The sequence below is a fragment of the Streptomyces sp. NPDC051677 genome (assembly GCF_044453465.1).
In the GTDB taxonomy this organism is placed as follows: domain Bacteria; phylum Actinomycetota; class Actinomycetes; order Streptomycetales; family Streptomycetaceae; genus Streptomyces.
Genome location: NZ_JBITCT010000006.1, coordinates 281282 through 307814, shown reverse-complemented (window position 1 = coordinate 307814; position 26533 = coordinate 281282). Strand labels below are relative to the sequence as shown.

The window sequence follows — 26533 nt, the reverse complement described above, 5'->3', positions numbered from 1 at the left end:
ACGATCTTGATCAGGGTGGACTTGCCGGCGCCGTTGTCGCCCAGGACGCAGGTCACCTTGCCGGGGTGCACCGTCAGGTCGACGCCGTGCAGGGCGCGGATGTTGCCGTAGGACTTGCCGGCGTTGCGCAGCTCGACGAGCGCGCGGTCGTCGTCCTCGGGGACGGTGTCCGCGATGATCGCGCCGTGCGTGCCGGTTCCGTTGCCAGTGGTCATTCGGGTCACCTCCGGGTCGCCGTGCGGCTGACCCACAGATTGATCAGGACGGCGCCGAGGAGCATCACGCCGAGGAAGGCCTTGAACCAGTCGGGGTTCCAGCCGGCGTAGACGATGCCCTGCTGCACCATGCCGAACATGAACGCGCCGAAGACCGGGCCGATCGCGGAGCCGGCGCCGCCGGTGAGCAGACAGCCGCCGATGACGGCCGCGGAGATGTAGATCAGCTCCTGGCCGACGCCCTCGCCGGACTGCACGGTGTTGAACGTGAACAGCTGGTGCATGCCGACGAACCAGGCGCCGAAGCCGACCAGCATGAACAGCGAGATCTTGGTGAACGTCACGGGCACGCCGACCGCCCGGGCGCTCTCCTTGTTGCCGCCGACCGCGAAGATCCAGTTGCCGTACCTGGTCCGCAGCAGCACCCAGGTGGCGATGGCCGCGAAGACCAGCCAGTAGAAGATGGTGATCTTCACCTGGACGCCGCCGATGTCGAACGACGAGGCGAAGATCTTCTTCGCCTGGCCGAAGCCGTCCATGTCGCTGATGTCGTCGGTGGCGACGTTGGTGGTGACCAGCTTGGTCACGGCGAGGTTGACGCCCTGCAGGATCAGGAACGTGCCCAGGGTGATCAGGAAGCTGGGCAGACCGGTCTTCACGACCATCCAGCCGTTGAAGAAGCCGATGGCGAGGGAGACCAGGAGCGCGACGACCACGCCCACCCAGACGTTCATGGTGAGCTGGTAGCTGAGCATGCTCGCGGTGAGCGCCGAGGTGATCACGGCGACACCGGCCGAGAGGTCGAACTCGCCGCCGATCATCAGCAGCGCGACCGGCAGGGCCATGATCCCGATGGTCGACGACTGGTACAGGATGTTGGCCATCGCGCTGGCCTCGCGCACCGGCGGCGCCGAGGCGAGGAAGAACACGTACACCGCGACCGCGCCGAGGAAGACACCCACTTCGGGGCGGGCCAACAGGCGCAGAGCCAGCGGGCGTTGCGAGGTCCGGCCGTCGCTCTCCTTGCGGCCGGGGGCCGGCGGTGTCTTGCTCACCGCCGGCTCGGCATGCTGAGTCATGCTCATCACCGGGTGCCCTTCGCGGCGTACGCGGCCACCGCGTCGACGTTGGACTTGTCCACGAAGGCCGGGCCGGTCAGCACCGGCTGCTCGCCGCCGCCCATGTAGTTGCCGTTGTTCTTGTAGAGCCACAGCGAGTCGATCGCCAGGTAGCCCTGCAGATACGGCTGCTGATCGACCGCCAGCTCGACGGTGCCCTTGCTGATGGCGCCGGTCAGGTCCTTGTTGAGGTCGAAGGTGGCGATCTTCGCCTTGCTGCCGGCGTCGGACACCGACTGCGCGGCGGTCAGCGCGATGGGGGCGCCGAGCGTGACGACGTGGTCGACGGCCTTGTCCTGGCTGAGCTTGGCGGTGATCGTCGACTTCACCGAGGGCATGTCGGTGCCGTTGACGTAGAGGTTCTCGATGGAACCGGAGAACGTCTTCTTCACGCCGTCACAGCGCTGGGTGAGGCCGATGTTGCCCTGCTCCTGGATGACACAGACGGCCTTCTTGGAGCCGAGCGAGTTCAGCTTGTTGCCGAGGGCCTCGCCGGCGACCGTCTCGTCCTGCCCGAAGAACTCCAGCAGGCCGAGCTTCTTCCACTCGCTCACACCGGAGTTGAGACCGACCACGGGTATCTTCGCGGCCGTCGCCTTGGCTATGACGTCCTTGAGGGCGTCGGGCTTGGCGAGGGTGACGGCGATGCCGTCGACCTTCTGGTCGATGGCGTTCTGCACCAGGTTGGCCTGGCCGCCCGCGCTCGGGTCGGCGGAGTAGACCAGCTTGACGTTGTCCTTGGCCGCGGCGGCCTCGGCGCCCTTGCGGACGATGTCCCAGAAGGTGTCGCCGGGCGACTGGTGGGTCACCAGGGCGACGGTCATCTGCGGTGTGCTCGCCTTGCCCGCGGAGGCGCCGCCCGCGCTCTCCTCGGACTTCTTTCCGCCGGAGCTGCTGGAGCAGCCTGCGAGGGTCAGGGCCACCGCCGCGGCCATGGCCACGACCGGGGCGATTCTGCGCGAGCGGGAGGGGGAAGAGCTGTCCATCTTTCCTGCACCTCACTGTGCTACGGGGAAAACGACGGGAAAGGGAAGGCGATCGCGAGGATCCGGGACCCGTTTCTACTCAGATTGGGGCCAGGGAACCAGGTCCGCGACTGTTCAGGAATCGCGGATCCGGCTCATGCACTGCTGGGACCGGATCCAATCCCTTGACGAGCCCACTGTCAATACTTTGTTAAGACATCATTTCACAAGCAGGTCCGAATGTAAGAACAAACCCTTGACATTGCGGGCCCCCGGGACCTACACCTGGGAGACGCCGTACCCCCGATCATCGTGAGGAGCGTCGCGCATGGCAGAGCCGGTCGAGCCCCTGGACCTGATCATGATGGGTCGCATCGGGGTCGATCTCTACCCCCCGCGAACGGGTGTACCCCTCGCGCGAGTCGAGATGTTCGAAAAGTTCTTCGCGCCGAGGTGACGCCCAGTGAGGCGGAGGTCTGGGAACTCCTCGGGCGCCGCCGACCCGGCTTCCGTCCGCTCCCCCACCCCACCGACCCGAGGAGGCGCCCGATGGCGAAGACCGGCGACCGCTCCCGTGCCGTGCCCGGCTCCGCGCTCGACGCGCTGCACTTCGCGCTGGACCGCACCAGCCCGGTGCCCCTCTACTACCAGCTCGCCCAGCAGCTGGAGGCGGCCATCGAGCACGGCGCGCTCGCCCCCGGCAACCTCCTGGGCAACGAGATCGACCTGTCGACCCGTCTGGGCCTGTCCCGCCCGACCGTCCGCCAGGCCATCCAGTCACTCGTCGACAAGGGCCTGCTGGTACGGCGGCGGGGAGTCGGCACGCAGGTCGTGCACAGCCAGGTGAAACGGCCGCTGGAACTGTCCAGCCTCTACGACGACCTGGAGGCGGCCGGACAGGGGCCCACCACGCACGTCGTCCGCAACGAACACGTGCCGGCGACCGCCGACGTGGCAGCCGCGCTCGGCATCGCGGAGGGCAGCGAGGTCACGCGCCTGGAGCGGCTGCGCGCCACCCACGGCGAGCCGGTGGCGTTCCTGTGCAACTACCTGCCCCCGGCCCTCCTGGACCTCGACACCGAGCGCCTGGAGTCGACCGGCCTGTACCGGCTGCTGCGCTCCGCGGGCATCACCCTGCACAGCGCCCGCCAGACCATCGGCGCCCGCTCCGCCACCGCCGAGGAGGCCGCCCTCCTCACGGAGAAGGAGGGGGCGGCCCTGCTCACCATGCAGCGCACGGCCTACGACGACACCGGCCGACCGGTCGAGTACGGAACCCACATCTACCGCGCGTCCCGCTACGCGTTCGACTTCCAACTGCTGGTCAGACCCTAGGGCTAGCGGGGCGCCATGCGCAGGGCGCCGTCCATGCGGATCGTCTCGCCGTTGAGGTAGTCGTGGTCGACGATCGTCAGGGCGAGCTGCGCGTACTCCTCGGGCCGGGCCAGGCGCCGCGGGAAGGGCACGCCCGCCGCGAGGCCGGCCCGGAACTCCTCCGACACCGTGGCCAGCATCGGCGTCTCCACGATGCCCGGGGCGATGGTGCACACCCGGATGCCGTACTGCGCGAGGTCGCGGGCGGCGGGCAGGGTGAGGCCGACGACGCCGCCCTTGGAGGACGAGTAGGCGGCCTGGCCGATCTGGCCGTCGTACGCGGCGACGGAGGCGGTGTTGACGATGACGCCCCGCTGCCCGTCCGCGTCGGCCTCCGTCGCGGCGATGGCCTCCGAGGCGAGCGCGAGCACGTTGAACGTGCCGATCAGGTTGATCTGGATCACCTTGGCGTACAGGGTCAGGTCGTGGACGCCCTTCTTGCCCAGGATCCGCGCCGACGGTCCGATGCCCGCGCAGTTGACCACCGTCCGCAGGGGGACGCCGGAGCCGGCCGCCGTCGCGACGGCCGCGCCCACCTGTTCGGGGTCGGTGACGTCGGCGGGCACATAGGTCACGCCCGGCACCTCGGGCGCCTTGTCGATGCCGTCCTTGAGGTCGAGGGCGAAGACCCGGGCGCCGCGCTCCGCGAGCGCCTTCGCGGTGGCCGCGCCGAGGCCGGACGCACCGCCGGTGACAAGGGCGGCGGTGTTCTCGAGCTGCATCATCACTCCTTGCCGAGGACGGTGAGCACACCGCCCTCGTCACGGTCCAGCGCACGGGAGATGATCATGCGCTGGATCTGGTTGGTTCCTTCGAAGATCTGCATGACCTTGGCCTCGCGCATATAGCGCTCCACGGGGAAGTCACGGGTGTATCCGTACCCCCCGAGGACCTGCACCGCGTCCGTGGTCACCTTCATGGCATTGTCCGTGGCCACGAGTTTGGCGATCGACGCCTCCCGTGTGAAGGGCAGGCCGAGGTCCTTCAACCGGGCGGCGGACAGCGCGGTGGCCCGCGCCGACTCGATCGCGGCGCCCATGTCGGCGAGCACGAACGCCAGGCCCTGGTGCTCGATGATCGGCTTGCCGAAGGTCTCCCGCTCGCGGGCGTAGCGCACCGCGTGGTCGAGGGCGCCCTGGGCGAGGCCGGTGGCGACGGCGGAGATGCCCAGTCGGCCGCAGTCGAGCGAGGCGAGCGCGATCTTCAAACCCTGCCCCTCCTGCCCTATCCGCCGCTCCACGGGCACCCTGACGTCCTCCAGGCGCATGGTGGCGGTCGCCGAGCCCGTCAGACCCATCTTCCGCTCCGGCGGGTCGGCGCTGAGTCCCGGGGTGTCGGCCGGGACCAGGAAGCAGGAGATGCCGTGGGCGCGGTCGTCGGAGGTGCGGGCCATGACCGTGTAGAAGTCGGCGTAACCGCCGTGCGTGGTCCAGGCCTTGGCGCCGTTCAGGACGTAGCTGTCGCCGTCGCGGACCGCGCGGGTGAGCATGGCCGCCGGGTCGGAGCCGGCGTGCGGCTCGGACAGGCAGTACGCGCCGAGCAGCTCACCGGCGAGCATGTCGGGCAGCCACCTGCGCCGCTGCTCCTCGGTGCCGAAGCGGGCCAGCGGGAAGCAGGACAGGGCATGCACCGAGATGCCCACGGCGACGCTCGACCAGACCGCGGCGACCTCCTCCAGCACCTGGAGGTAGACCTCGTAGGGCTGGTCCGCCCCGCCGTCCTCCTCGGCGAAGGGCAGACCGAGCAGGCCGCTGCGCCCGAGGGTGCGGAAGACGTCCCTGGGGAACGCTCCGTCGGCCTCCGCGTCGGCGACCCGGGGGGCGAGTTCCTTGGCGGCGAGGGTGCGGGTGAGCTGGATGAGCTCGACGGCTTCCTCGGTCGGCAGGGCGCGAGTGGCAGGCATGGTGACCTCCACGTAGGAGTACGGGTGAGTACGGGAACGACACTGCGAATGATACGGGAAACGATACTGGAGTGCGTACGAAAGTATCATTCACAGTACGCGAGGACACCGGGGGACAGCACCTCCACAACCGGCCGGCCGCCGGGTGTCAGGTGTCAGGTGTCAGGTGTCAGGTGTCAGGAGGAAACGGCGTGCACGATCAGTGAGGCGAGCTGTTCGTACGCCTCCGCGTCGGACAGCCCGGTGCGCGCCTGGAGCTCGCCCTGCTGGATCTGCCGCATGGTCGCGGCGGCGACCTCGCCGACGAAAGCGGTGTGCACCTCGCGGAAGGCGCCGTCCGAGACGCCCTCCGCGATCAGCCGGCGCACCCGCTCCGCGGCCATCCGCGTGTTGGCCTCGTACACCTCGCGGGCGGGCGGGAAGTCCGCCACGTCGTCGAGGAACCGGCGCGAGAGCGGGCGCAGCTGTTCGGCCACGGCGGTCAGGTACACGCGGACCCGGTCCGAGGGGTCGACGGTCTGCGCCACCCGCTTCTCGACGGCCTCGGTCGCCCCGCGGAAGTAGTGCTTGACCGCCTCCACGACCAGCCCCTGCTTGCTGCGGGCGAGCTGGTACAGGGTCGTCTTGGAGCAGCGCAGCCGCTCGGCGAGGTCGTCCAGCGTGAGGTCCGAGAAGCCCTCCGCCGTCAGCAGCGTGACGAGACGTTCCAGCAGGTCGGCCTGTCTGGCGGTGCGGCGGGGGGACGGCATGATCCCAGCCTAGCCTCCCCGGTTACTCCCGGGTCACTCCCCCGGTCGCCGCGAGTGCGCCGCGTCCAGCCGGGCGCGCTGGTCCTCGGTCAGTTCCAGGTCGAGGGCGGCCAGGTTCTCCTCCAGCTGCGCCACCGACGACGCTCCGGCCAGCGAGACGATCGGCAGCGCGCCGCCCGACTGCCAGGCCAGCACGACCTGGTTGACGCTCGCGCCGGTCTCCGCCGCGACCTCGCGCAGCACGGCGAGCCGGGCCGGGGTGCCCGGGTGGTCGTAGTCCGGCGGCAGGGGCCGGTCCTGGCGGGCGTAGGCGCCCTTGAGCAGCGGCGAGTACGCGACGAGGGTCAGGCCGGGCTCCGCCCGCAGATAGCCGAGGAGTTCGGGGCCGGCGTGTCCGAGGGTCCCGTCCGGAAAGAGGTCGTCGGGGATGTCGGTGCGTGGACGCAGGTGGCTGTGCTGGTACTGGAGCACCTCGTAGCCGGGCAGTCCGGCCGCGGCGGCGAGCGCGCGGGCCCGCTCCACGCGCCACATGGCCTGGTTGCTCACCCCGAGCAGACCGACCGTGCCCTCGGCGACGAGCTCCCCGAACGCCTCGACGGTCTCGCGCTGCGGGACGGTGTGGTCGTCGATGTGCGCGTAGAGCAGGTCCAGCCTCTCGACGCCGAGCCTCTCCCGGCTGCGTTCGGCGGATTCGCGGATCACCTTCGCCGAGAGGCCCTCCGGGTTGTCGGTGTAGCTGGTGCCCGGGGCGAGGGGGCGGGCGCCGAGCTTGGTCGCGACGACGATCTCGTCTCCGACGCCCCGGCTGCGCCGCCACCGGCCGAGCAGTTCCTCGCTCTGACCGCCCTGGCCGCCGTCGACCCAGAAGGCGTAGTTGTCGGACGTGTCGACGAAGTTCCCGCCGGCCTCGACGTACCGGTCGAGTATCGCGAAGGACGTCTCCTCGTCCGTCACCGACCCGAACAGCATCGCCCCGAGCGCGAGGACGCTGACCTCGCGGCGGGTGGCCGGGTCGGCGCCCATGGTGCGGTACTTCATGGTGGATCCCTCCCGTACGGCCGAAGTCGGTCCGTCCGCTCCGGCTAGAAGGGGAGTCTTCAACTTGAAGTGCGCTTCAGGGCAAGGGCCTTACTGCACCAAGCTGCCCCCGAACGCACCGAAGCCGCCCTGACGCCTGGGCACACCCTCATGATTGAGGTTGAAGACCCGCTTGCCCAGTGGCTACCCCGCATCCATCGCGGATCCCGGGGGCTACACCTCATCAGCGCCCTCGCTGACGACTGGGGCGTCCGGCAGTCCGAGGCCGGAAAGATCGTCTGGGCCGCACTCTCTGATGGCGAAGCGCCCACGTATCTCTCCGGTGCGGCCTGGCCAGTGTCCGGCGAACCGTGGCAGACGAAGCGCTCGGGAGCGGGATAGCGGCCGTGTAGGTCCACTAAGCGCGCGCTTCGCGCCTTGATGATCAAGAACGTCGATGGCCTTCTCAGGGCCGTCAACGGCTGGGGGTCAAGGGGTCGCAGGTTCAAATCCTGTCGTCCCGACTTGTGAGAGTCGCTGGTCAGGGCCGGTTTCGGAGAGATCCGAAACCGGCCTTTGGTCGTTCTTGGGGACGACAACGGGAGCCTTGAGGGCCCGTTTGCCCTTGGTGCCTTTGTCGGTCAGCCCGCCGGGTGCCGGTGTGGTCCGACGCCGCGCGGGCCGGATCCACTGGGTTGGTGTCGATGTCACCGACGGGGCGTCCGCAGACCTCGCTGCAGACCTCGCCGATCCGGGCGCCGGTCCATGCGCCGAAGAGGACGACGTCTCCCCGGCCGCGGTACAGGTGCGCCACGAGGCGGGCGTGCCGTCGCGGCGGATCACGTCGTCCCGCTGGTGGTCGCGGTCGGGTTCGTCGATGCCGAAAAGCTGACGCACGGCGGTCGTGGTCAGGCCGACCCGCCGGCAGACGAGGGTGGCGACGTCGGCGAGGCACCAAGCGATGGTGTCGCACTGGACGCGTAGGCGTAAGCCAGGTCGAGGCCGGGCAGCAGGACCGACAACGCTTCGATCGGGGCCGCGTGGTACTCGGCATCCCTCAACAGCACTGCGGCTTCCTCGCGCTGTCGCTCCGTGAGGCTCGTCCCGCCTTCCTCGCTGCCATCCGGATCACCGCCTCGAACACCGACTGCGCGTGCAGTTCGAACATGGCCACCAGGTCGACGGCGTCGTTGTCGATCTCCCGCTGGATGAACAGGCCGTCGGCGCCGGCGACGGCATAGTCGGCCAGGATCTCGGCCGCCCCCTCGGCCAGGTTCGGGACCAGGACCCGGAGCATCTCGGCGATCTTCGTACGGGCGATGGCACGGAGCTGGAGGAACGCCGTCCGGCCCCGGGACTCGGTGGGCCGCCGCTCCAGCGCGAGCACGAGACCGAGGCGCAGGAAGTCCGGCGCCTCGACCAGTGACGTCGCCACGTTCGCCGCCATCACCCTGGCTCGATCCAGTGACGTGTCCGTCTCTTCGCCGGGCAGCTCGACGGCCGCCGGCCAGGTCGCGAAGCTGCGCTCGATGACCGCGGCGATCAGGTCGTCCTTGTCCTTGAAGTGCCAGTAGATCGAACTCGCGGGCAGGCCGCAGTGGGCGCTGACCGCAGCGATGGACGTGCCCTCATAGCCGCGCTCGCCGGAGATCGCCGCTGCCGCGTCGAGGATCCGCTGCCGCGACTCCACCCCGTTCGCGCGCTTCCTGCGCGTCGCCTGTTGCCTGGTCATGGAGGCGCCCTTCCTGTACGGGGTCCTGCGAGGCGCCGGCTGTTTCGGCACGCGGCCGGGTGCGGGCCGACCTTCGGCGTCTTCGGCGTCCAGGGCCGTGAGGTCGGCGCGCACGGGTGTGACGGGGTGGTGGCAGGTCCGACGGCGCTGCGCGGGTCAGCTCTCGGCGATCCCGTAGCGGGCGTGCAGGCGGGCCAGTGGGGCGGGCGCCCACCAGTTGGTCCGGCCGGCCAGGTGCATGAGAGCAGGGGCCAGCAGGATGCGGATCACGGTGACGTCCAGCAGGATGGTGACGACCATGCCGACGCCGACGATCTTCAGCGGCACGACGGGCGACGACGCCTGACCGAGGAAGACGACGATGATCAGAGCGGCAGCCGAGGTGATGAGGGGAGCGGTGCGCCGCACCGCGGCCTCGATGGCGGCGGAGTTGTCCCCCAGGGCGAAGTAACTCTCCCGGAACGCGGAGAGAAGGAACACCTCGTAGTCCATGGAGAGTCCGAAGGCGATGGCGATCACCAGGATCGGCATCATGATGTCGGTGGCGCCGACCGGGGTGAACGAGCCGACCAGACCCTGTAGATGGCCGTCCTGGAAGATGTAGACCATGGCGCCGAGGGCGGCGGTCATGCTCAGGCCGGTCAGCAGCAGCGCTTTGAGGGGGACCAGTACGCTGCCGGTGAACGCGAACAGCAGCACGAACATGGACAGGGCCACCCATACGACAGCGATCGGCAGCCGATCGGCGAGCGCACTCCTCGTGTCGTCCAGGAGGCTGACATCACCACCCATCAGCGGTGGGACAGGCGCAGGCACATCACGCAACGCTTCCAGCGAGCGCAGCTCCCGGTCACCGTCGGACCGGTCGCCGGCCAGCGTGACGTCGAGCCAGGTGTCGGAGCCGTTGGTGAAGGAGCGGGGGACGGACGGCGCCGGTCGCTGCCGCTCGCCACGCGCGTAGGCGCCCGCGGCACCCTCGACCTGACGTACCCCGGGGACACGGGAGAGGGAGCGCGCGTACTCCTCGGTGTCGGCCCGGGTCCGCTGCCCGTCCGCCGCCCCGGGAAGCACCACCGCGATCCGCTCCACGAAAAGCTGGGGGAAGTCCTGGCGCACGCGGTCGGAGGCCGCCCTGACCGCGCTCCCGGCGGGGAGTGCCCGGTCGTCCGGGAAGTCGAACGACACCGCAGGAAACGGGGCGGCCAGGGCCACGAGGAGGGCCGTCACCGCGACCGCCACCAGTGCCGGGGCCCGCCGTACGAGCCGGGCGCTGGAGGACCAGATCCAGTTCGTGGCCTTCTTGACCGGCTTGTTGCCGAGGGAGGCTCCGGGTGCTGTTCCGGTGTGCAGCCGACGGCCCAGCAGAGCGAGCGCGGCCGGCAGCACCACGCCTGTGGCCAGCGCGGACAGCAGGGTCACGATGATTCCGCCGCAGGCCACCGTCCTCAGGAACATCGTGGGGAAGACGAGCAGCGCGGCCAGGGACAGCGACACCGCCACGGCCGAGTACGCCACGGTCCGGCCCGCCGTGGCCATGGTGGTCCGCAGCGCCGCGGCCGGGGCGGCGCCGGAGTCGAGTTCGCTCCGGAAACGGGTCACCATGAACAGGCTGTAGTCGACGGCCAGACCGAAGCCGAGGGCGCTGGCGATGTTGAGTGCGAAGACGCTGACGGGCGTGACCGTCGCCAGTGTGCCGAGCAGCGCCGAGGTCGCCGTCACGGACACCACACCCACCAGGACGGGAAGCAGTGCCGCCAACAGGCTGCGGAAGACGACGATCAGCAGCAGAAGTACCAAGGGGGCGGTCAGCAGCTCGGCGCGGACCAGGTCACGGTGGCTCTGCTCCTGAAGCGCGTCCAGGACCGCGGACGGTCCGGCAGCCGACACGGTGACCGGACCGCGCCGGCCGAGGACGGAAGGCAGCAGTCGCTCGACCGCCTCGCGGACTTGCTCCTCGCCGCCGCGGAATTTCGCGACGATCACGGCGCTTCGGCCGTCCCGGGCACGCAGCGCCGGATCGCCGCCCCAGAACGACGAGACGTAGTCGGCCGGGGCCGTGCGCCGTGCCGTCCGGGCCAGCGCCTTGCCGGCCGTCGCGACGGCGGGTGTGCGCACCGAATCCTTCTTGTCGCGGGGTTCCACGAGGAGGATCACATCGGGGCGGCCGGCGGCGAACTTCGCGCCCAGCGTGCGTTCCGCTTCGACGGAAGCCGCCGAGGCCGGGTGCATCCCGCCGGCGACGAGCCGGTCCGACGTCATCGCCGCGATCAGGGCGGAGAGGAGAACGCACAGCGCGGTGACGGCCAGAACCGCGCGGGCACGGGCACGAAGGAATTCGAACATTGAATTCATGCCGCCCATGCTGTTTCCGGAATCTTCTGAAGAGCGAGGGAAAGCGGTGCGCTGAGCATCTCAGTCTCCACGGGCTTGACTTGAGGCAAGAATGTGCATAGGAGATCGGCACATTATCACTGACCGCGGCAGGAAATGGCCGGTCGAACTCGGCCCGCTGTGCGCGAAATATGAAAAGCTGAATGAATGCGCGGGGGTTTTCTGTCGAAGAGGGCAGTAATCCCGCTCCTTTGTGAATCGGTTACGAATCGGTGCCGGGCTGGACCAGCTTGAACAAAAGGCTGGCGGCGGCTTGGCGGGCGGCCAGACGCAGCCCTGTTCTGGGAGCCGGGACGGGCGTCGCGCCCAGGCGGGGGAAGAGGGCTTCGGCGTTGGCGTGGTTGACGGCCGTCAGGATCGGTGGGGCGACGCCGGTGTCGAGGCCGGTGGCGAAGTACTGGGCGGCGGGTGCGGGCGCGAACGGCCAGTCGCTGCCGAAGAGGATGTGCCCGGGACGGGCGAAGGCGAGCAGGGTGGGCAGGGCGGCGGGGCTGGCGGAGAGAGCCGTGTCGAAGTAGTAGGTGCGGAAGTCGTCCAGGATGTCCAGCGGGCTGCGGCCGGTGTCACCGGCGAGGGTGACGGCCATGCGGTGGGAGGCGTACGGCAGGAAGCCGCCCGCGTGGCTGAGGACGAACCGGATGTCGGGGTAGCGGCGGACGACACCGCCTCGTACGAGCAGATAGGCGGCCCGGGTCGTGTCCAGGAGGAAGTCCGCGGCGAACGGCGGGACGCCGTCGACGGTGGGTGTCCCCGGGAGGTCGGCCGGGTGGACGAACACGACGGCCCTCCGGTCGTTCAGGGTCCGCCACAGTGTGTCCTGGCCGTCCGCGCCGAGATAGGCGCCCTGATGGTTGGCCAGCAGGGTGACGCCGTCGGCGCCCAGTTCGTCCAGCGCACGCTCGGCCTCGACGGCGGAGGCGGCCGTATGGGGCATCGGCAAGGTGGCGAACCAGCCGAAACGGCCCGGGTGTTCAGCCGGTAGCAGCGCCGCGAAGTCGTTGAGCCGACGAGCAAGGCCCCCGGCCTCGGCCGGGTCGGTGAGGAACCCGGCGCCGGGTGTGGAGACGGACACGACGGCTGTGGCGGTGCCCAGCAGATCCATCAGCTCCAGCGCCGCCTCGGGACTCCAGTCGGGCAGCGCGCGACCGCCCGCCCCGGTGATGCCCGCCTTGGCGAGCGCGTCGCGGTAGAAGGGCGGGAGGAGATGCTGGTGGACGTCGATACGGCGGGAAGAGCCGGGCATGGTGCGACCTCCTGTGCGGGGATCAGGTCGAGGCGGGTGCCGGCGGTGCGGCGGTGTCGGTGGGGAGGGCACGGGCATCGATCCGGTGCGGGACCAGGCGACCGACAGGCAAATGCCGCTCTCCTGCCGGGCCTTGGGAGGTGCGACCAGACTTCTTGAGCTGAAAAACCACCATAAAGAAGTCAGTAAGGTGGCCTGGTGAGGGAGACGAGCGCCGGGAACGGCGCCTATGACGTGGCAGTGATCGGATACGGCCCCACGGGTGTGAGCGCCGCGAACCTGCTGGGCGCGACGGGCCTGAGAGTCGTCGTGCTGGAGCGCGACGCCGAGGTGTACTCCCGGGCGCGGGCGATCTCCACCGATGAGGAGGTCCTGCGGGTCTGGCAGCGCGTGGACCTGGCCGAACGGCTGAAGCGGGACATGCTGACCGACCGGCCGGTGGACTTCGTCGACGCCCGTGGCCGGTCCTTCATCCGTGCCTGTCCCACCCCGCGCGGGCACGGTCATCCTCCGCAGATGTTCCTCTACCAGCCCGCGCTGGAGGCGGTGCTGCGCGAGGGAGTGGCACGGTATCCGAACGTCGAGGTGCGGCTGGGGCACGAGTGTGTGGAACTGCGGCAGGACACCGAGGGCGTCGGGCTGACCGCCACCGCCGGTGACGCCGTCCACCGGTTGCGGGCCGCCTACGTCATCGCGGCCGACGGCGGCTCCAGCCCCACCCGGGCACGGCTCGACGTGGGGTACGAGGGGCGGACGTACGAGGACCGCTGGGTGGTCGTCGACACCGAGATGCTCCGGCCCTGGCCGGGCCACGACCGGCTGCGCTTCCGCTGCGACCCGGCCCGTCCGGCGGTCGACTGCCCGACCCCGCTCGGCCACCACCGCTGGGAGTTCCCCGTCCTGCCGGGCGACGACGAGTCGTATCTGACCACTGACGAGGCCGTACTCGCTCTGGTGACGCGGTACGGCATCGACCCCGACAGCATCCGGATCCTGCGGTCCACGGTCTACAGCCATCATGTCCGTTTCGCCGCCCGCTTCCGGGCGGGCCGGGTCTTTCTCGCCGGTGACGCCGCCCACGCCATGCCGCCGTGGATCGGACAGGGCATGGCGGCCGGGGTGCGCGACGTGGCCAACCTGTGCTGGAAGCTGGCGGCCGTGCTGCGCGGTGAGCTGCCCGAGACGGTCCTCGACAGCTACGAGGCCGAGCGCAAACCGCATGTCAAGGAGATCACCAGGCGAGCGGTGTTCGTGGGACGGATCATCACAGAACGGCGGCCTGCGCTCACCCGGCTGCGGGACAGCGTGCTCCCGGTCCTCAACCGCGTGCCGGGCTTCGCCCAGTGGCTTCAGGACTCCCACTGGATCCCGGTCGCCCGGTACTCTGCCGGGCTCCAGGCCCGGCCGCGCACCCGGGCGTCCGGCCGCCAGATCCCCCAGCCCGGGGTCACCGCGCCCGACGGGACACGCGTACGGCTGGACGACGCGCTCGGCGGCCGCTGGCTGCTGCTGCACGCGCGTACCGCCACCCCTCAGCCCCTGTGGAACGTGCCCTCGCTCACCGTCACACCCGCCGGATCCAGCCCCGCGCGGGGCACCCTCGTCGACAGCGACGGGGTTCTGCTGCCCTGGCTCGCCGGGCGCCGCGCTGCCACCCTCGCGCTGCGCCCCGACGCCTACGTCTATGCCGCCGCCCGCCGGGGCGCACTGCTCCCACCGCCTCCGCCCGGGTTCGCCCCGGCCCAGCACCCGACCGCTACGAGCGGCGGATGAGAACCAGGGCGCGGCCGGGGAAGGGGAAGACCCGGGCAGGCGTCAGCGGATCCGTTCCCTGATGAGCCTCAGTACCCGGTCGAGGGACTGGTCGGGATGGCAGAAATAGTGATCGCCGGAGAGGACCTCCAGCCGGAATCGCCCTTCGGTCACCCGTTCCCAGGCGCGCATGTCGTCCTCCGCCACCATCGGGTCGCCCTTCCCGTGCAACGCCGTGACGGGCACCCGCAACGGGGACTCGTCCGGGTCGTGCCGATAGCTGTGGACGAGCCGAAGGTCCGCGAAGAGGGCCTGCTCCGCCGCCGCGCACAGGCTGGTGGCGACGTCCTCCCCGAGACGACCGGCGAGGGCGCTGTGGAACTCCTTGGGACGAGCGCGCAGTTGGCGCAGCAGCTCCGCCGCGGTGGGCAGATCCGGCAGCCCCAGCTCCTGGCAGGCGCCGGTGATCCGGCTCAGCAGCGGATTGGCGCCCCGTGACGGGCAGCTGAAGGCCGCGACGAAGAGATGCCGCAGCCGGTCGCCGTGGGTGGGGGCGAGCCGCCGGGCGAGACGGTACGCCAGCAGACCGCCGACGCTGTGCCCGTACAACGCGAACGGCCGGTCGGCATGGGCACGTACCACCCCTTCCAGCGCGTCGAGCATCTCGTCGACGTCCTCGACGCACTCCTCGTCGCGGCGGTTCTCCCGGCCCGGCAACTGCAACGGGCAGACGTCGATGTCGTCCGGCAGCGTGTCGGGCCAGGTCAGGAAGAGCGACGCGCCGCGCCCGCCGTAGGGCAGACAGAACAGCCGCACCCGCGCCGTGTCGGTCAGCCGGGCGTGGCGCAGCCACCGGGCGGGCTCGTGCGACACCGCCCGGCCGGGACGCGGCGGCGCGTCCCCCGCCAGCAGACCGGCGAGGGTGCCCACCAGGTCGGCGGTCGTGCCGTGCAGGAGGCCGTCGAGCGGAGGTTCCACGCCCAGGTCGGTGCGCAGACGGCCGCGCAGCTCCAGCCCGCGCAGGGAGTCGACGCCGAGCTCGGCGAGCGGGCGGCCCGGGGGACGGCCGAGCGCGGCCGTGTCGTCGGGGACCTCCAGCAGGGGACGGAGGTAGGCGCCCAGGATGTGCGGCCGAAGCTCGCCGGACGCCTTGCGGAAACGGTCGACGACGTCCCTACGCGCCGGGCCCCGCCCCTCCGGAGTGCCTTCGGCAGCGGCGGCCTGCCACTGGGCGCGCCGGGCCGCGTCGATGCGCCGTACCGCCGCTCCGTCGCACTCGGCCACCAGGTGCCCGGCGTCGTCCCACAGGCGGTAGTCGGCGATCAGCGTGTCGTCGTTGGGTTCGTCGGCGAGGGTGAGGCGCACCCACAGCGGGCCGCGCCGCGGCCGCCGCCCCAGCAGGGCGAATCGGCTGATACGGCTGGTGAGGAACACGTCGTCGGCGGTGAGCCGGTCTGCGGCGGCCAGGACGTACAGCTGGGCGCAGGCGTCGAACACGCCGGCCGGCACCGGCAGCACACCGCCGTGCCCGTCCGCTCCGCCGGTCCCGGCGGGCTCCGGGGCTCTCAGCCGGGCGACGGCCTCACCATCGCCGTACCACGCCTCCTCGATCCACTCCACCGACGGGCCGAGCGCCAGGCCCCGGGCCCGCAGGTCCGCGTAGAACCGTGTGCCGTCGACCCGTTCGGGCAGCCGGGCGAGGAACTCGTCCCGGCCCTCGGGCCCGTCCCAGGGGGTGGCCGGGTCCGCCCCCGTCCCGCGGGCGCCGAGTCCGCCGCGCAGGTGCAGTGTCCATTCCGTCTCCCCGTCGGCCAGGCTGTGCACGGTGCAGGAGCGCCCGTCGCCGGACGAACCGGGGGAGAGCGTCAGCTGAACAGTGCGGGCCCGGCCGTCGGTGTGCAGCGCGTGGGTGAACTCCGCGTCGCGCAGTTCGTGTCCCGTCGTGCCGTCGAGTTCCGTCGCGGCCGCCGCGAGCATCTCCTGGTAATAGCCCACGTGGAGAACGCCGTCCGTGTCCGCTAGCTGCGGCAGCACGGCCCGGCTGAGGGTGGTCCGGAACTGGGCCTGCTCCAGGGGCGAGGACAGCACACGCAGTGCGGTGGCCCCGCCCAGGCGGCGGGTCGCCGGGTCCTCGGCGGTCACCGCTTCGGCGCGCGCCGGCGGCGGCGCGTGCCGCAGCCGCTGGAACGGGTAGGCCGGCAGGTCCAGGCAGACCGTGGACTCCTCGCCGTGTACGGCGGCCCAGTCGAGGTCCACACCGGCCCGGTAGGCCGTGGCCAGTCCCTCCAGCAGTTCGCCCACCACGTCGTCCCCGTGCGCGATGCGCCACCACGATCCCGTGGGCGCGGGCTCGGGAGACGGCCCGCCGACCGCGATGAACAGGGCGTACCCCCTCTCCGCCAGGCCGGGAGCGGAGGCTGACGCCTCCTTCGCCGACCGCGACGCCGGAGCGCACCAGAACTCCGGATCCGCCAGGCGGTCCCCGGGCATCGTCTCGCCGCAGCCGCCGCGCAGCAGCCGTACGGCCGGTGGTCGGCAGCGCACCGAGGCGGGCGCGGGCCCGCCGTGCCGGGCCGTCAGCAGCGCACCGGCCGTGGGGAGATCCAGTGCCTCCGCGACGACCGCGGCGGCCAGGTCACCCGCGCCGCCGGAGCCGCCCACGGCGGCGGCGTGCACGCCCCGGTCCGCGAGCAGGCGGCTCAACGCGACCTGGAACACCAGGGTCACCGCGTCGGCGGCGAGCGGGGTGAGGGCTCCGGCGGACTCCGGCAGGCGGGCGGGGAAGACACCGCCCGGCAGCCGCAGCTGATCGGCGCACTCGTCGAAGAGCGCGCGGAATGTGCCGTGACCTACCCGCAGGGCCGTGGCCGAGGCCACGGCCTGCCGGGGTGTGGCGTCCAGGAAGAGCCCGATGTGCCGCGCACCCGGGACGGAGCCGGAGTACGGCGACGGCGTACCGCACCGGTCGGCCAGACCGTCGAGGAGAGCGGCGAGGTCAGGGCCCTCGATGTCGGTGACGAGCGCCGCCCGGTGACGGAAGTGGCGGCGGTGGGCGCCGAGGGTGCGGGCGAGGTCCGCGAGCCGGACGCCCGGGTGGTCGCGCACCCAGGCGGCCGTACGACGGGTCAGCGCCGCCAGCGCGGCGGGCGAGGCCGCGGACAGCGGAACCAGGCGGGCCGCCGGTGGTGTGGCCTGCGAGCGCGCCGATGACGGGCCCGGGGCCGGTACGGCCGTCTCGGCGCCCTCCAGGACCACGTGCGCGTTGGTCCCGCTGAAGCCGAACGAGCTGACGCCCGCGATCCTCGGCGTGCCGTCGGCCGGCCACGGCTCGGGCCGCCGGGGCAGGATCACGGGAAGCCGCTCCACACCCAGCCGGGGGTTGGGTTTTCGAAGGTGCAGGTTGGCCGGGACCCGGCCGTGCCGGAGCACCAGTACCGTCTTGATCAGACCGGCGATTCCGGCCGCCGCCTCCAGATGGCCGATGTTGCTCTTCACCGCGCCGAGCCGCAGCGGCCGTGCCTCCGGCCGGTCCGCGCACAGCACCTCCGCCGCCGCACCGACCTCGATCGGATCGCCGAGCGGTGTCCCGGTGCCGTGGGCCTCCAGATAGCCGACCGCGTCACCCGTCAGCCCGGCGCCGGCCAGCGCCCCGCGCAGCAGCGCCCGCTGGGCCCGGCCGTTGGGGACGGTGAGCCCACCGGCGCCGCCGTCGTGGTTGACGGCCGACGCGCGGATGACGGCGTGCACCGGGAGCCGGGCCGCGACCGCGTCCGGCAACCGCGTCAGCGCGACGGCGCCGCAGCCCTCCGCCCGCACGTATCCGTCGGCCGACGCGTCGAAGACCTGGCAGCGCCCGTGCGGGGAGAGCGCCTGCATCTCGTCGAGGACGACGAACACGTCCGGGGACAGCATCACGTTGACCCCGGCGGCGACCGCGGCGTCGCACTCGCCCCGGCGCAGGCTCTCCACGGCCAGATGCACCGCCACCAACGACGAGGAGCAGGCGGTGTCCACGGCGAGCGCCGGACCGTACAGCCCCAGGGCGTGCGCCACCCGGCCCGCCGCCATGCTGGGCGCGGCTCCGATCGCGGTGAACGACCCGACGTGTTCGGGCCGCACCGGCACCCGCGCGTGGTCGGAACCGGAGACGCCCACGAACACACCGACACCGCCGGAGCCGGGGCGGCCGGTGAGCAGCCCGGCCCGTTCCAGGGCCTCCCACACGGTCTCGAGGAGCAGCTTGTGCTGCGGGTCCATGGCCGCCGCCTCCCCCTTGGACACCCCGAACAACGCGGCGTCGAAAGCGTCGACGTCCTCGTCGAGGAACCCGCCGCGAGCCGATCGGGCCGGGCCGTGCCGCCCGGAGGGGAACGGCCGGTCCGGCCACCGGCCGACGGGCACCGGGCCCACGGCGTCCCGGCCGTCGTCCAGCAGCTTCCAGAACCGCTCCGGGGTGTCCGCGCCGCCGGGGAAACGGCAGGACAGTCCGGTCACGGCGATCGGTTCGGCCCTGCGGGCGCGCTCCTGGTCCAGCTCGCCGCGCAGGGTGCGGATCGCGCGGAGCGAACGTTCGAGCAGGTGGTCCGGGCCCGGGACCAAATGGCGCTGCTCCGGGCGGGGTGCGGTGGGGATGCTGCTCACAGGCCGAGTTCCTCCAGTACGCGGTGGAGTTCGCGGTGTACGTCGTCGGTGGTCCTGGTGCCGCGCGGAGGCAGGACGTCCAGCACCCGGCTGAGCCGGGCCGGGTCGGCGTGCAGGACGCCGAACTCGCTCTCCTGGCGGGCCAGGGCCCGGTCGAAGGCCGCGGTGCCCTGGGGCGTCTCCAGCAGGGCCAGTCCCAGACGGCCCAGCAGCGCCTCCTCCGTCCCGGCGTCGGCCTTCATGCCGCCGTGCCTCCAGGACGGCCACACCACGGCGATGCTGCTGCCCTTGCGTTCACCGGCCAGCCGCAGCCGCTCCCGGTGCCGGGCGAACGCGCACAGGAAGCGGTTGGCGTACGCGTAGTCGGTCTGCCCGGGGTTGCCGATCAACGCGGTGAGCGAGGAGAAGGCCATGAAGAAGGCCAGGTCGTCGTCGCGGGTGAGGTCATCGAGGTGCAGGGCGCCGAGCACCTTGCCCGACAGCACCGCGTCCACCTCCCGGCCCGTCCTGTCGGCCAGCAGACCGTCCTTGACGCATCCCGCGGAGTGGATGACGCCGTCGATCCCGCCGTGTCGGTCGCGGACGCGTTCGATCAGGCGGCGGGCGTCGCGTTCGTCGCCCACGTCCGCCCGCACGTACTCCACGTCTGCACCGAGGTCGGCGATCCGCCGGACGGCCGCGGACCGTTCGGGGCCCAGCTCGGAGCGTCCGCTGAGCACCAGCCGGGCGCCCGGAGCCCGCCGGGCGAGGTGCTCGGCGAAGAGCAGTCCGAGTCCGCCCACCCCGCCGGTGACGACGTACACGCCGCCGTCGACGAGTCCCGGCGCGGACGCGGCGCCGTCGGTGCCGTCATCGGGTGGCAGCTCACGCACGCGGCGCACACTGCGCAGCCCGCCCCGGTGACGGACCTCGGCCTCCTGCCCGGAGCCGAGCAGTTCCGCCGTACAGGTACGGAGGATGTCCTCGGGGTCCGGCCGCTCACCGTCGCCGTCCGCTTCGACCGCCACCGCCTGGTACAGCAGGCGGGGGTTCTCGTGGCGCAGCGAGCGGGCGAAGCCCGCCAGGGCCTCGGCCAGCGGGTCCGGCCGGTCAGTCGGATGGGCGTCCACCTGGAGCACCCGGACCGTCGTCTCCCGCGCCGTCGGCAGCAGGCCGCGGGCCAGCCGGAACAGGGAGCGGAAACCGAGGTCGAGGCGGCGCCGCGGGTCGTGCCCGGCCGCGGCGGCCGTCCACAGGTGGACGAAGACGCGCGGGCGGGTGCCGTCCGCGTCGAGGCTGTCCAGCAGGCGGTCCCAGTCTTCGTTGTCGCCGGGCCGGACGCGGTAGTCCTCGGCGCCCGCGCGGGCGTACTTCGCGCCCGGCCTGACGAGGACCACAGGCGCCTCGCGGCCGTTGGCGCGCAGCCGGTCCCTGAGCAGCCGGGCGACCGTGTCGTCGGTGTCCAGGACCACCGCGCCCGAGGACCAGACGCCGCCGAAGTCCTCCGGCCCCGGGTGCGCAGCCGGTTCCGGCTCCCAGTCGGCCGTGAAGTGCAGGGTCCGGTGGCACGGGGGCGGGTTGCTCTCCCCGGGGGCGGCGGGTGCGTCGAGGTCGACCAGCGAGAGCAGATGGGCGGCCAGTTCGCTGATCGAGGGGTGGTCGAAGGCGACGGTGGCATACAGTTCGACGCCCAGTTCCTCCTCGATCAGGGTGCCGAGGCGGACGGCGAGGACCGAGTCCAGGCCGAGATCGAAGAAACCCGTGTCGAGGTCGGGCGGTTCTTCGGGGTCGTATGCGAGCAACCGGCCCAGTTCCGTGCGCAGGCGCCCGGCCAGCAGCGCGAACCGCTCGCTCGGCGGCGCGGCACGCAGGGCGGTGCGCAGCCCGCCCGCCCGCTCGTCGCTGTCGGCCGCCGTCAGCGGGGCGCTGTCCACGGATGCCCCGCCGCCGGCGCCGGTGCCGAGCCAGTAGCGGTGGCGGCTGAAGGGGTAGGTGGGCAGGGAGACACGGCGCGGGGGTGCGGCCTGCCCGTCGTGGAGGGCCGCCCAGTCCCAGTCGCTTCCGGTGACCCAGGTACGGGCGAGTTCCTCGGCGACCTGCCCGGCGGGCGGCCGTTTCCGGGCGCCGGACGGGGAGGGAGCCTGCCGTGGTACGACACCCGTGTGAACGCGTTCTGTGCTCTCCCCGGCCAGATGGGCGTCGAGCAGGGAGATCGCCTCGGGGGGACGGGAGGCGGTGAAGGCGAGGCGGTGCGCCAGATGCACCCGCCCCGTCTGGAGGGTGTGGGCCGTGTCCAGGAGCAGCGCGGCACCGCCGTCGTCCGGCTCCGTGGACGAGACGGCCTCGGCCAGAAAACCGCGCAACCGTAGGGCGTACTCGCGCAGGTTGGCGGCCTCGGCCGCGGAGAGCAGCAGGACGTGCCGTCGCTCCGCCACCGCCGGGCGGGGCACCTGTGGGGCCTCCTCCATGATCAGGTGCACATTCACACCTCCGGCTCCGAAGGAGCTGACACCCGCCCGGCGGGGACGGCCCGGGGACTGGGCCTCCCACGGTGCGGCTTCCAACTGCACCCGGAACGGGGTCTTTTCGAAGGGGATCTCCGGGTTGGTACGCGCGGAGTGCAGCAGCGTGGGGGCCAGCCGGCGGTGTTTGAGCTGAAGCACGGTCTTGGTGAGCTGGGCGATCCCGGCCGCCGCCTCGGCATGCCCGATGAGGGACTTGACCGACCCGATGGCGCACGACTGCCGGGCGGTGACATCGGCGTACGCGTCGCACAGTCCGCGCAGCTCCACCGGGTCGCCGAGGGCGGTGCCGGTGCCGTGTGCCTCCAGAGCGCCGATGGTCGCGGCCTCGACGCCGGCGGAGCGCAGGGCCGCCCGGATCACCTCCGTCTGGGCCACTGGGTTGGGCACGCCGTAGCCGAACGTCCGGCCGTCGCTGTTGACCGCGGAGCCCTTGATGACCGCGTGGACCGTGTCGCCGTCGCGCAGCGCCTGCGCGAGCGGCTTGAGCAGGACGGCGCCGACCGCCTCGGCGGGCACATAGCCGTCCCCGCCCTCCCCGAACGCCCGGCAACGGCCGTCGCTGGCCAGGAAGCCCGTCTCAGCGAGGGTCATGTACTTCGCGGGGTGCAGGCTCAGGTTGACACCCCCGGCGATCGCGGCCGCGCACTCGCCGCGCCGGATGCTCTCGCAGGCCAGATGCACCGCGTACAGGGAGGAGGAGCAGGCGGTGTCGACGGTGAGACTGGGGCCGCCGAGGTTCATCAGATACGAGACGCGGTTGGCGATCGAAAAGGTCTGTGTCTCCACCGCCAGCCAGTCACCGCGCTCCAGTGCCGCCGAGCCGAACAGCTGGTAGTTGTTGAACGTCACCCCCGCGAACACCCCCACCGCGCCGCGCCGGTCGCCCGCCGCGGGGTCCGCCAGCGTGTCCGGTGTGTGACCGGCGTCCTCCACACACTCCCAGGCGATCTCCAGGAACAGCCGCTGCTGCGGGTCGAGGTAGCGTGCCTGGAGCGGTGGGAGGCGGAAGAACGGGGCGTCGAAGGCGTCGATGTCCGCCAACCACCCGCCCCAGCGGTGCCAGGCGTCGCCGTACCGCTGCCGGGCCGCCTGCGCATACTGCCGGAAACCGGGCCGGTCCAGCGGCATCTCGTCGACGCAGTCGCGTCCCGCCACGAGGTTCTGCCAGAACTCGCCGACGGACCTGGCCCGGGGGTAGCGGCCGCTCATCCCGATGACCGCGATGTCACCGGCGCGGACCTCCTCGGGAGGACGGGCGGCGGGCGCCGGTTCGCCGGCCGGCGGCGGCGGGCCGACGGGGGCCCGGCGGCCGGCGAGGTATGCGGACAGGCTGCGGACGTTCTTGTGGGTGAAGACGAGCGTGGCGGGCAGGTCCCCGTAGGTCCGCTCCAGCCGGACCCGGATCTGCTGCACCGCGAGGGAGTCCAGGCCGAGTCGGTCGAAGCCGGTGTACTCGTCGAGCTCGTCGGGTCGCCAGCCGAGCGTGTCGGTCAGGACCTGGATCAGGTGCCGGGCGATCCCCTCACGGTCGTGCCGGCGCCCTGCCGCGGCTTCGGCGGGCTTCACGGGGGGTGCTTCGGCGGGCGCCGGTCCGGCCGTCGGGGCAGTGGGGTTCGGCCGGGCGGGACGGGGCCACAGACTGCGTTCCGTGAAGGCGTAGGTGGGCAGGGGCAGTCGGCGGTGCGGCCCCGCCGGTGGCAGCAGGCTCCAGTCCAGCGCCGCGCCCGCGGTCCACAGCCGGGCCAGACCGGCCAGGTCCGAGGCGGCGGCCAGAGCGCGGACACGGGCCTCGTCGACGGCGGCCGTGTCGTCGTCGGGGGACGGCGTCGTCGGCGCGCAGGCATCGCCGGTCCACACGCCGTCCGTGTGGCCGTCGCGCAGGAAGCGTTCGAGACGAGCGCGCAGTCCGGCCGCGTCGGCCGCCGCCACGGCGAGCCGGTGTTCCATGGGCCTGCGGCCCGTGCGCAGGGTGGCCACGAGATCATCGAAGGAGTACTCGTCCGCCGGGCGGCGCGCCAGCCAGTCCGCCAGTTGCTCGGCCCTGGCCCGCAGGCCGTCCGCGTCCCGGGCCGACAGCGGCACCAGCCGGTCGCCGGCGGTATGCGGGGCCGCCGGGGCGCGCGGGGGCCGCCGTTCGACGTCTCCCTCGACGTACTCCTCGACGACCACGTGCGCGTTGGCGCCCCCGAAGCCGAACGAGCTGACGCCGGCCCGCCTGGGCAGCTGCCGTCCCCGCGCGTCCCTCGGTCGCTCCCACCGCTCGGTGCCGGTCACCAGCCGCAGAGGGCTGCCGTCGAGCCGTAGGAGCGGGTTCGGTGTCCGGAAATGGGCCAGCGGGGGCAGCGTGCCGTGGCGCATGGCCAGCAGCACGCTCACGAGCCCGGCCAGGCCGGCGGCGGGTTCCAGGTGCCCGATGTGACTCTTCACGGCGCTGACGGCCAGATGCCGCCGCCGGGGCTCCGGGAGGCCCCAGTCGGCGTAGAGCCTGCCGAACGCCCTGCGCAGGCCCTCGATCTCGATCGGGTCACCCAGCGCGGTGCCGGTGCCGTGCGCCTCGATCAGGCCGGCGGTCGACGGGTCGAGCCCCGCGGCCCGCCAGGCCGTGCCGATCACCTCGGCCTGGGCGTCCGGGTCGGGTGCCGTGAGGGAGATCGTCCGCCCGCTGTGGTTGACGGCGCTGCCTCGCAGCACGGCGTGGATGTGGTCGCCGTCGCGCTCCGCGTGGGACAGGGGTTTGATGAGGAGGGCCACCACGCCCTCGCCGCGCACATAGCCGTCGGCCCGTACGTCGAAAGTCTTGCACCGGCCGTCCGGGGAGAGCATGCCGGCCTTCGTCAGCGAGATGAACGTCCCCGGGCCCGCGATCACGTTGACGGCGCCGACGAGTGCCTGGTCGCAGTCGCCCTGCCGGATGCTGGACATCGCCCGGTGCAGGGCGGCCAGAGAGGACGAACAGGCGGTGTCGACGGCCTCGCTCGGTCCGCTCAGGCCCATGAAGTGGGAGATCCGGTTGGCGAGCAGGGAGTGTGCGAGCCCTGTCACCAGATACGGCGCCCTGAGGGAGTCGGCGGCGGTGAGCACTTCGACGTAGTCGATGGCGCTCGCCCCGACGAAGACCCCGGTACGGCGCGCGGCCGGTCCGTCGAGGCGGTGACCGGCGTCTTCCGTGGCCCGCCAAGCCGTCTGGAGGAGCAGCCGCTGCTGCGGGTCCATCAGCTCGGCTTCCTGCGGCGAGATGCCGAAGAACGCGCAGTCGAAGGCGTCGGGGGCGCGCAGATACGCCCCCCAGGGCACGTGCGCGGCGTCGTCGTCGCCGTGCCGCCCGTAGGGCGCGCGCCAGTCCCAGCGGGCTTCGGGGACACGGCGGATGACGTCCTGGCCTGCCATCAGGTTCCGCCAGAACTGGTCGAGGTCGTCGGCGCCGGGCAGCATCCCGCTCATGCCGACGACGGCGATGGGTTCGGGATGGGGCCTGTGCTCGGACACGGTGGGGGCGTGCACCGGGCGTTCGGTGGGCGAGAGCCTCGGCGCCGGGGCCTTGGGGCCGGCGGCGGACCGGTGCGCCGCGTCGGCGTCCTCGCCGTACCGCGCCGCCAGCCGCTCGCCGTACGTGCCGACGAGGTGTGCGGCGAGATCCCGCACCGTGCGGTGTTGGAAGAGGATCGCCGGTGGCACATCGAGTCCGAGTGCCTCGCACAGTTCGGCGCAGAGGTCGACCAAGGCGGCCAGGCCCATGCCGTGGGTCCCGAGGTCCTCGTCCGGCGCGGGCCCCGGACCGTCGGCGCGCAGTACCTCCCGCACCCGCAGCAGCAGCTCCCGCTCCACGCGGGCGGCCAGCGGCCCGGCGGCGTTCGCGGGCCGCGCGGGCGCGGTGGCGCGGATGTCACGCACCATCGAGTCCAGGGCTTTGCCGACTCCGACCTGCCGGAAGTTCTCCACGCCCGCCGCGAGCAGGTAGCGGATGGACTGGGTCCACCGCACGGGCGACGAGAGCTGCCGCACCAGGTCGTCGGTCGGGTCGGCGCCGTGCGGCAGCGCCGTGACGTTGGAGACGACCGGGAACCGCGGCGCGCCGAGAGCGGCCGACCGCACATGGGCGGCGAACTCTCGCCCCGCCTCGCGCATATAGCGGGAGTGGAAGGGCCCGCTGACGTCGAGCCGGGAGTACAGGCGGGCGCCGGCACGGTTGAAGTGGGACTCCGCGCGGGCCAGGCTCCGCGCGGGACCGGAGATGACGAACTGCGTCGGCGTGTTGTGGTTGGCGATGTCGACGTCGTCCAGCCCGGTGTCCCGGAGCACCGCGGCGACCCGCTCCTCCTCCAGTCCCACCACGACGGACATGGCGCCCTCGGGGGCCCGGGACATCAGTTCGGCCCGCCGGGCCACCAGGTGCAGACCGGCTGCGAAGCCGAGGACGCCCGCCGCCTCCAGGGCGTTGTACTCGCCCAGACTGTGACCGGCGGCGAAATCCGGGGAGTTTCCGTGCTCTTCCCGCCAGGCGCGGTGGGCGAGGGCGTTCACCACGTAGAGCGCGGGCTGGGTCCACCTGGTCTTCCCCAGCAGCCCGTCGGGGTCGTCCAGACAGAGCCGGTCGATCGCGTAACCCAGGACGTCACCGGCCTCGGCGGTCAGTTCCGGGTAACGCCCGAAGAATTGCGCACCCATGCCGAGGCGCTGGGCCCCTTGTCCGGGGAAAAGAATTGCGATCACTCCGCAAAAGGTACGCGGCCGGGGCTGTATATAGGCCAAGCGTGGGGGAATGTCACTGGGTGAGGTGAGGTTCGCCCCCGCCGTGGACGCCGAACGGATTGTCGTATGAGGGTAATTCGACAAGCGGGCGGGCGGGTTCATCCGGTCGAGTGCTTGCCGCGAAGAATGATCAATTACGGCCGCGCGGACCTCTAGGCTCCCAGTGTTCAGTTTTTTCTG

The 26533-nt window shown here is 72.0% G+C and carries 14 protein-coding genes and 1 pseudogene; 3 read left to right on the top strand and 12 right to left on the bottom strand.

The window, feature by feature from the left end; translation table 11 throughout:
- The 3 genes from ACIBAF_RS09915 to ACIBAF_RS09905 form a co-directional block, all read right to left on the bottom strand.
- On the bottom strand, nucleotides 1–215 hold a 215-nt coding region (locus ACIBAF_RS09915), incomplete at its 3' end, for an ATP-binding cassette domain-containing protein (RefSeq protein ID WP_399462643.1).
- Nucleotides 216–220: 5 nt separating this feature from the next.
- Nucleotides 221–1300, bottom strand: coding sequence for an ABC transporter permease (locus ACIBAF_RS09910; RefSeq protein WP_399462642.1), 1080 nt, complete (start codon nucleotides 1298–1300; stop codon nucleotides 221–223).
- Entirely contained in the window at nucleotides 1300–2319 is a 1020-nt protein-coding gene (locus ACIBAF_RS09905; RefSeq protein ID WP_399462640.1) for a sugar ABC transporter substrate-binding protein, read from the bottom strand. The genes ACIBAF_RS09910 and ACIBAF_RS09905 overlap by 1 nt, the downstream gene beginning before the upstream one ends.
- A gap of 307 nt (nucleotides 2320–2626) precedes the next feature.
- Here ACIBAF_RS09905 and ACIBAF_RS09900 point away from each other — a divergent pair.
- Nucleotides 2627–2740, top strand: a pseudogene (locus ACIBAF_RS09900) (5-dehydro-2-deoxygluconokinase); the annotation flags it as partial.
- Nucleotides 2741–2847: 107 nt separating this feature from the next.
- Nucleotides 2848–3633 (top strand): GntR family transcriptional regulator, encoded by a 786-nt coding sequence (locus tag ACIBAF_RS09895; RefSeq protein WP_399462639.1) that lies wholly within the window; start codon nucleotides 2848–2850, stop codon nucleotides 3631–3633.
- A 2-nt stretch (nucleotides 3634–3635) separates the two neighbouring features.
- Here the strand turns inward: ACIBAF_RS09895 and ACIBAF_RS09890 are convergent, their stop codons facing one another.
- The 7 genes from ACIBAF_RS09890 to ACIBAF_RS09860 form a co-directional block, all read right to left on the bottom strand.
- Entirely contained in the window at nucleotides 3636–4394 is a 759-nt protein-coding gene (locus ACIBAF_RS09890) for an SDR family NAD(P)-dependent oxidoreductase (RefSeq protein WP_399462662.1), read from the bottom strand.
- 2 nt (nucleotides 4395–4396) lie between these two features.
- Complete coding sequence (locus ACIBAF_RS09885) at nucleotides 4397–5575, bottom strand: acyl-CoA dehydrogenase family protein (protein ID WP_399462638.1); 1179 nt, start codon at nucleotides 5573–5575, stop codon at nucleotides 4397–4399.
- 176 nt (nucleotides 5576–5751) lie between these two features.
- Nucleotides 5752–6324, bottom strand: a complete 573-nt coding sequence (locus ACIBAF_RS09880) for a TetR/AcrR family transcriptional regulator (RefSeq protein ID WP_399462637.1) — start codon at nucleotides 6322–6324, stop codon at nucleotides 5752–5754.
- 33 nt (nucleotides 6325–6357) lie between these two features.
- Nucleotides 6358–7362 (bottom strand): aldo/keto reductase, encoded by a 1005-nt coding sequence (locus tag ACIBAF_RS09875; RefSeq protein ID WP_399462636.1) that lies wholly within the window; start codon nucleotides 7360–7362, stop codon nucleotides 6358–6360.
- Between the two features lie 1036 nt (nucleotides 7363–8398).
- Complete coding sequence (locus ACIBAF_RS09870) at nucleotides 8399–9073, bottom strand: TetR family transcriptional regulator (RefSeq protein ID WP_399462635.1); 675 nt, start codon at nucleotides 9071–9073, stop codon at nucleotides 8399–8401.
- Nucleotides 9074–9229: 156 nt separating this feature from the next.
- Nucleotides 9230–11425 carry an MMPL family transporter gene (locus tag ACIBAF_RS09865; RefSeq protein WP_399462634.1) on the bottom strand — a complete coding sequence of 732 codons (2196 nt, stop codon included), beginning with the start codon at nucleotides 11423–11425 and terminating at the stop codon, nucleotides 9230–9232.
- A gap of 241 nt (nucleotides 11426–11666) precedes the next feature.
- A complete protein-coding gene (locus tag ACIBAF_RS09860) occupies nucleotides 11667–12707 on the bottom strand; it encodes an amidohydrolase family protein (protein ID WP_399462633.1) in 1041 nt (346 codons plus the stop codon).
- Between the two features lie 198 nt (nucleotides 12708–12905).
- Here ACIBAF_RS09860 and ACIBAF_RS09855 point away from each other — a divergent pair, with 198 nt between their 5' ends.
- Nucleotides 12906–14480 (top strand): bifunctional 3-(3-hydroxy-phenyl)propionate/3-hydroxycinnamic acid hydroxylase, encoded by a 1575-nt coding sequence (locus ACIBAF_RS09855; protein ID WP_399462632.1) that lies wholly within the window; start codon nucleotides 12906–12908, stop codon nucleotides 14478–14480.
- 42 nt (nucleotides 14481–14522) lie between these two features.
- Here ACIBAF_RS09855 and ACIBAF_RS09850 read toward each other — a convergent pair whose 3' ends face one another.
- Nucleotides 14523–19100 carry a beta-ketoacyl synthase N-terminal-like domain-containing protein gene (locus ACIBAF_RS09850; RefSeq protein WP_399462631.1) on the bottom strand — a complete coding sequence of 1526 codons (4578 nt, stop codon included), beginning with the start codon at nucleotides 19098–19100 and terminating at the stop codon, nucleotides 14523–14525.
- On the bottom strand, nucleotides 19097–26455 hold the full coding sequence (gene fabD / locus ACIBAF_RS09845) for an ACP S-malonyltransferase (protein ID WP_399462630.1): 7359 nt from the start codon (nucleotides 26453–26455) through the stop codon (nucleotides 19097–19099). The genes ACIBAF_RS09850 and fabD overlap by 4 nt, the downstream gene beginning before the upstream one ends.
- Nucleotides 26456–26533 lie beyond the last annotated feature (78 nt).

Excerpts from the sequence above, each read along its gene's own strand:
- fabD (WP_399462630.1), bottom strand. The coding sequence starts at position 26,455 with ATGAACCCGCCCGCCCGCTTGTCGAATTACCCTCATACGACAATCCGT.
- ACIBAF_RS09880 (WP_399462637.1), bottom strand. The coding sequence starts at position 6,324 with ATGCCGTCCCCCCGCCGCACCGCCAGACAGGCCGACCTGCTGGAACGT.
- ACIBAF_RS09895 (WP_399462639.1), top strand. The coding sequence starts at position 2,848 with ATGGCGAAGACCGGCGACCGCTCCCGTGCCGTGCCCGGCTCCGCGCTC.
- ACIBAF_RS09865 (WP_399462634.1), bottom strand. The coding sequence starts at position 11,425 with ATGAATTCAATGTTCGAATTCCTTCGTGCCCGTGCCCGCGCGGTTCTG.
- ACIBAF_RS09875 (WP_399462636.1), bottom strand. The coding sequence starts at position 7,362 with ATGAAGTACCGCACCATGGGCGCCGACCCGGCCACCCGCCGCGAGGTC.
- ACIBAF_RS09910 (WP_399462642.1), bottom strand. The coding sequence starts at position 1,300 with ATGAGCATGACTCAGCATGCCGAGCCGGCGGTGAGCAAGACACCGCCG.
- ACIBAF_RS09870 (WP_399462635.1), bottom strand. The coding sequence starts at position 9,073 with ATGACCAGGCAACAGGCGACGCGCAGGAAGCGCGCGAACGGGGTGGAG.
- ACIBAF_RS09860 (WP_399462633.1), bottom strand. The coding sequence starts at position 12,707 with ATGCCCGGCTCTTCCCGCCGTATCGACGTCCACCAGCATCTCCTCCCG.
- ACIBAF_RS09885 (WP_399462638.1), bottom strand. The coding sequence starts at position 5,575 with ATGCCTGCCACTCGCGCCCTGCCGACCGAGGAAGCCGTCGAGCTCATC.
- ACIBAF_RS09905 (WP_399462640.1), bottom strand. The coding sequence starts at position 2,319 with ATGGACAGCTCTTCCCCCTCCCGCTCGCGCAGAATCGCCCCGGTCGTG.
- ACIBAF_RS09890 (WP_399462662.1), bottom strand. The coding sequence starts at position 4,394 with ATGCAGCTCGAGAACACCGCCGCCCTTGTCACCGGCGGTGCGTCCGGC.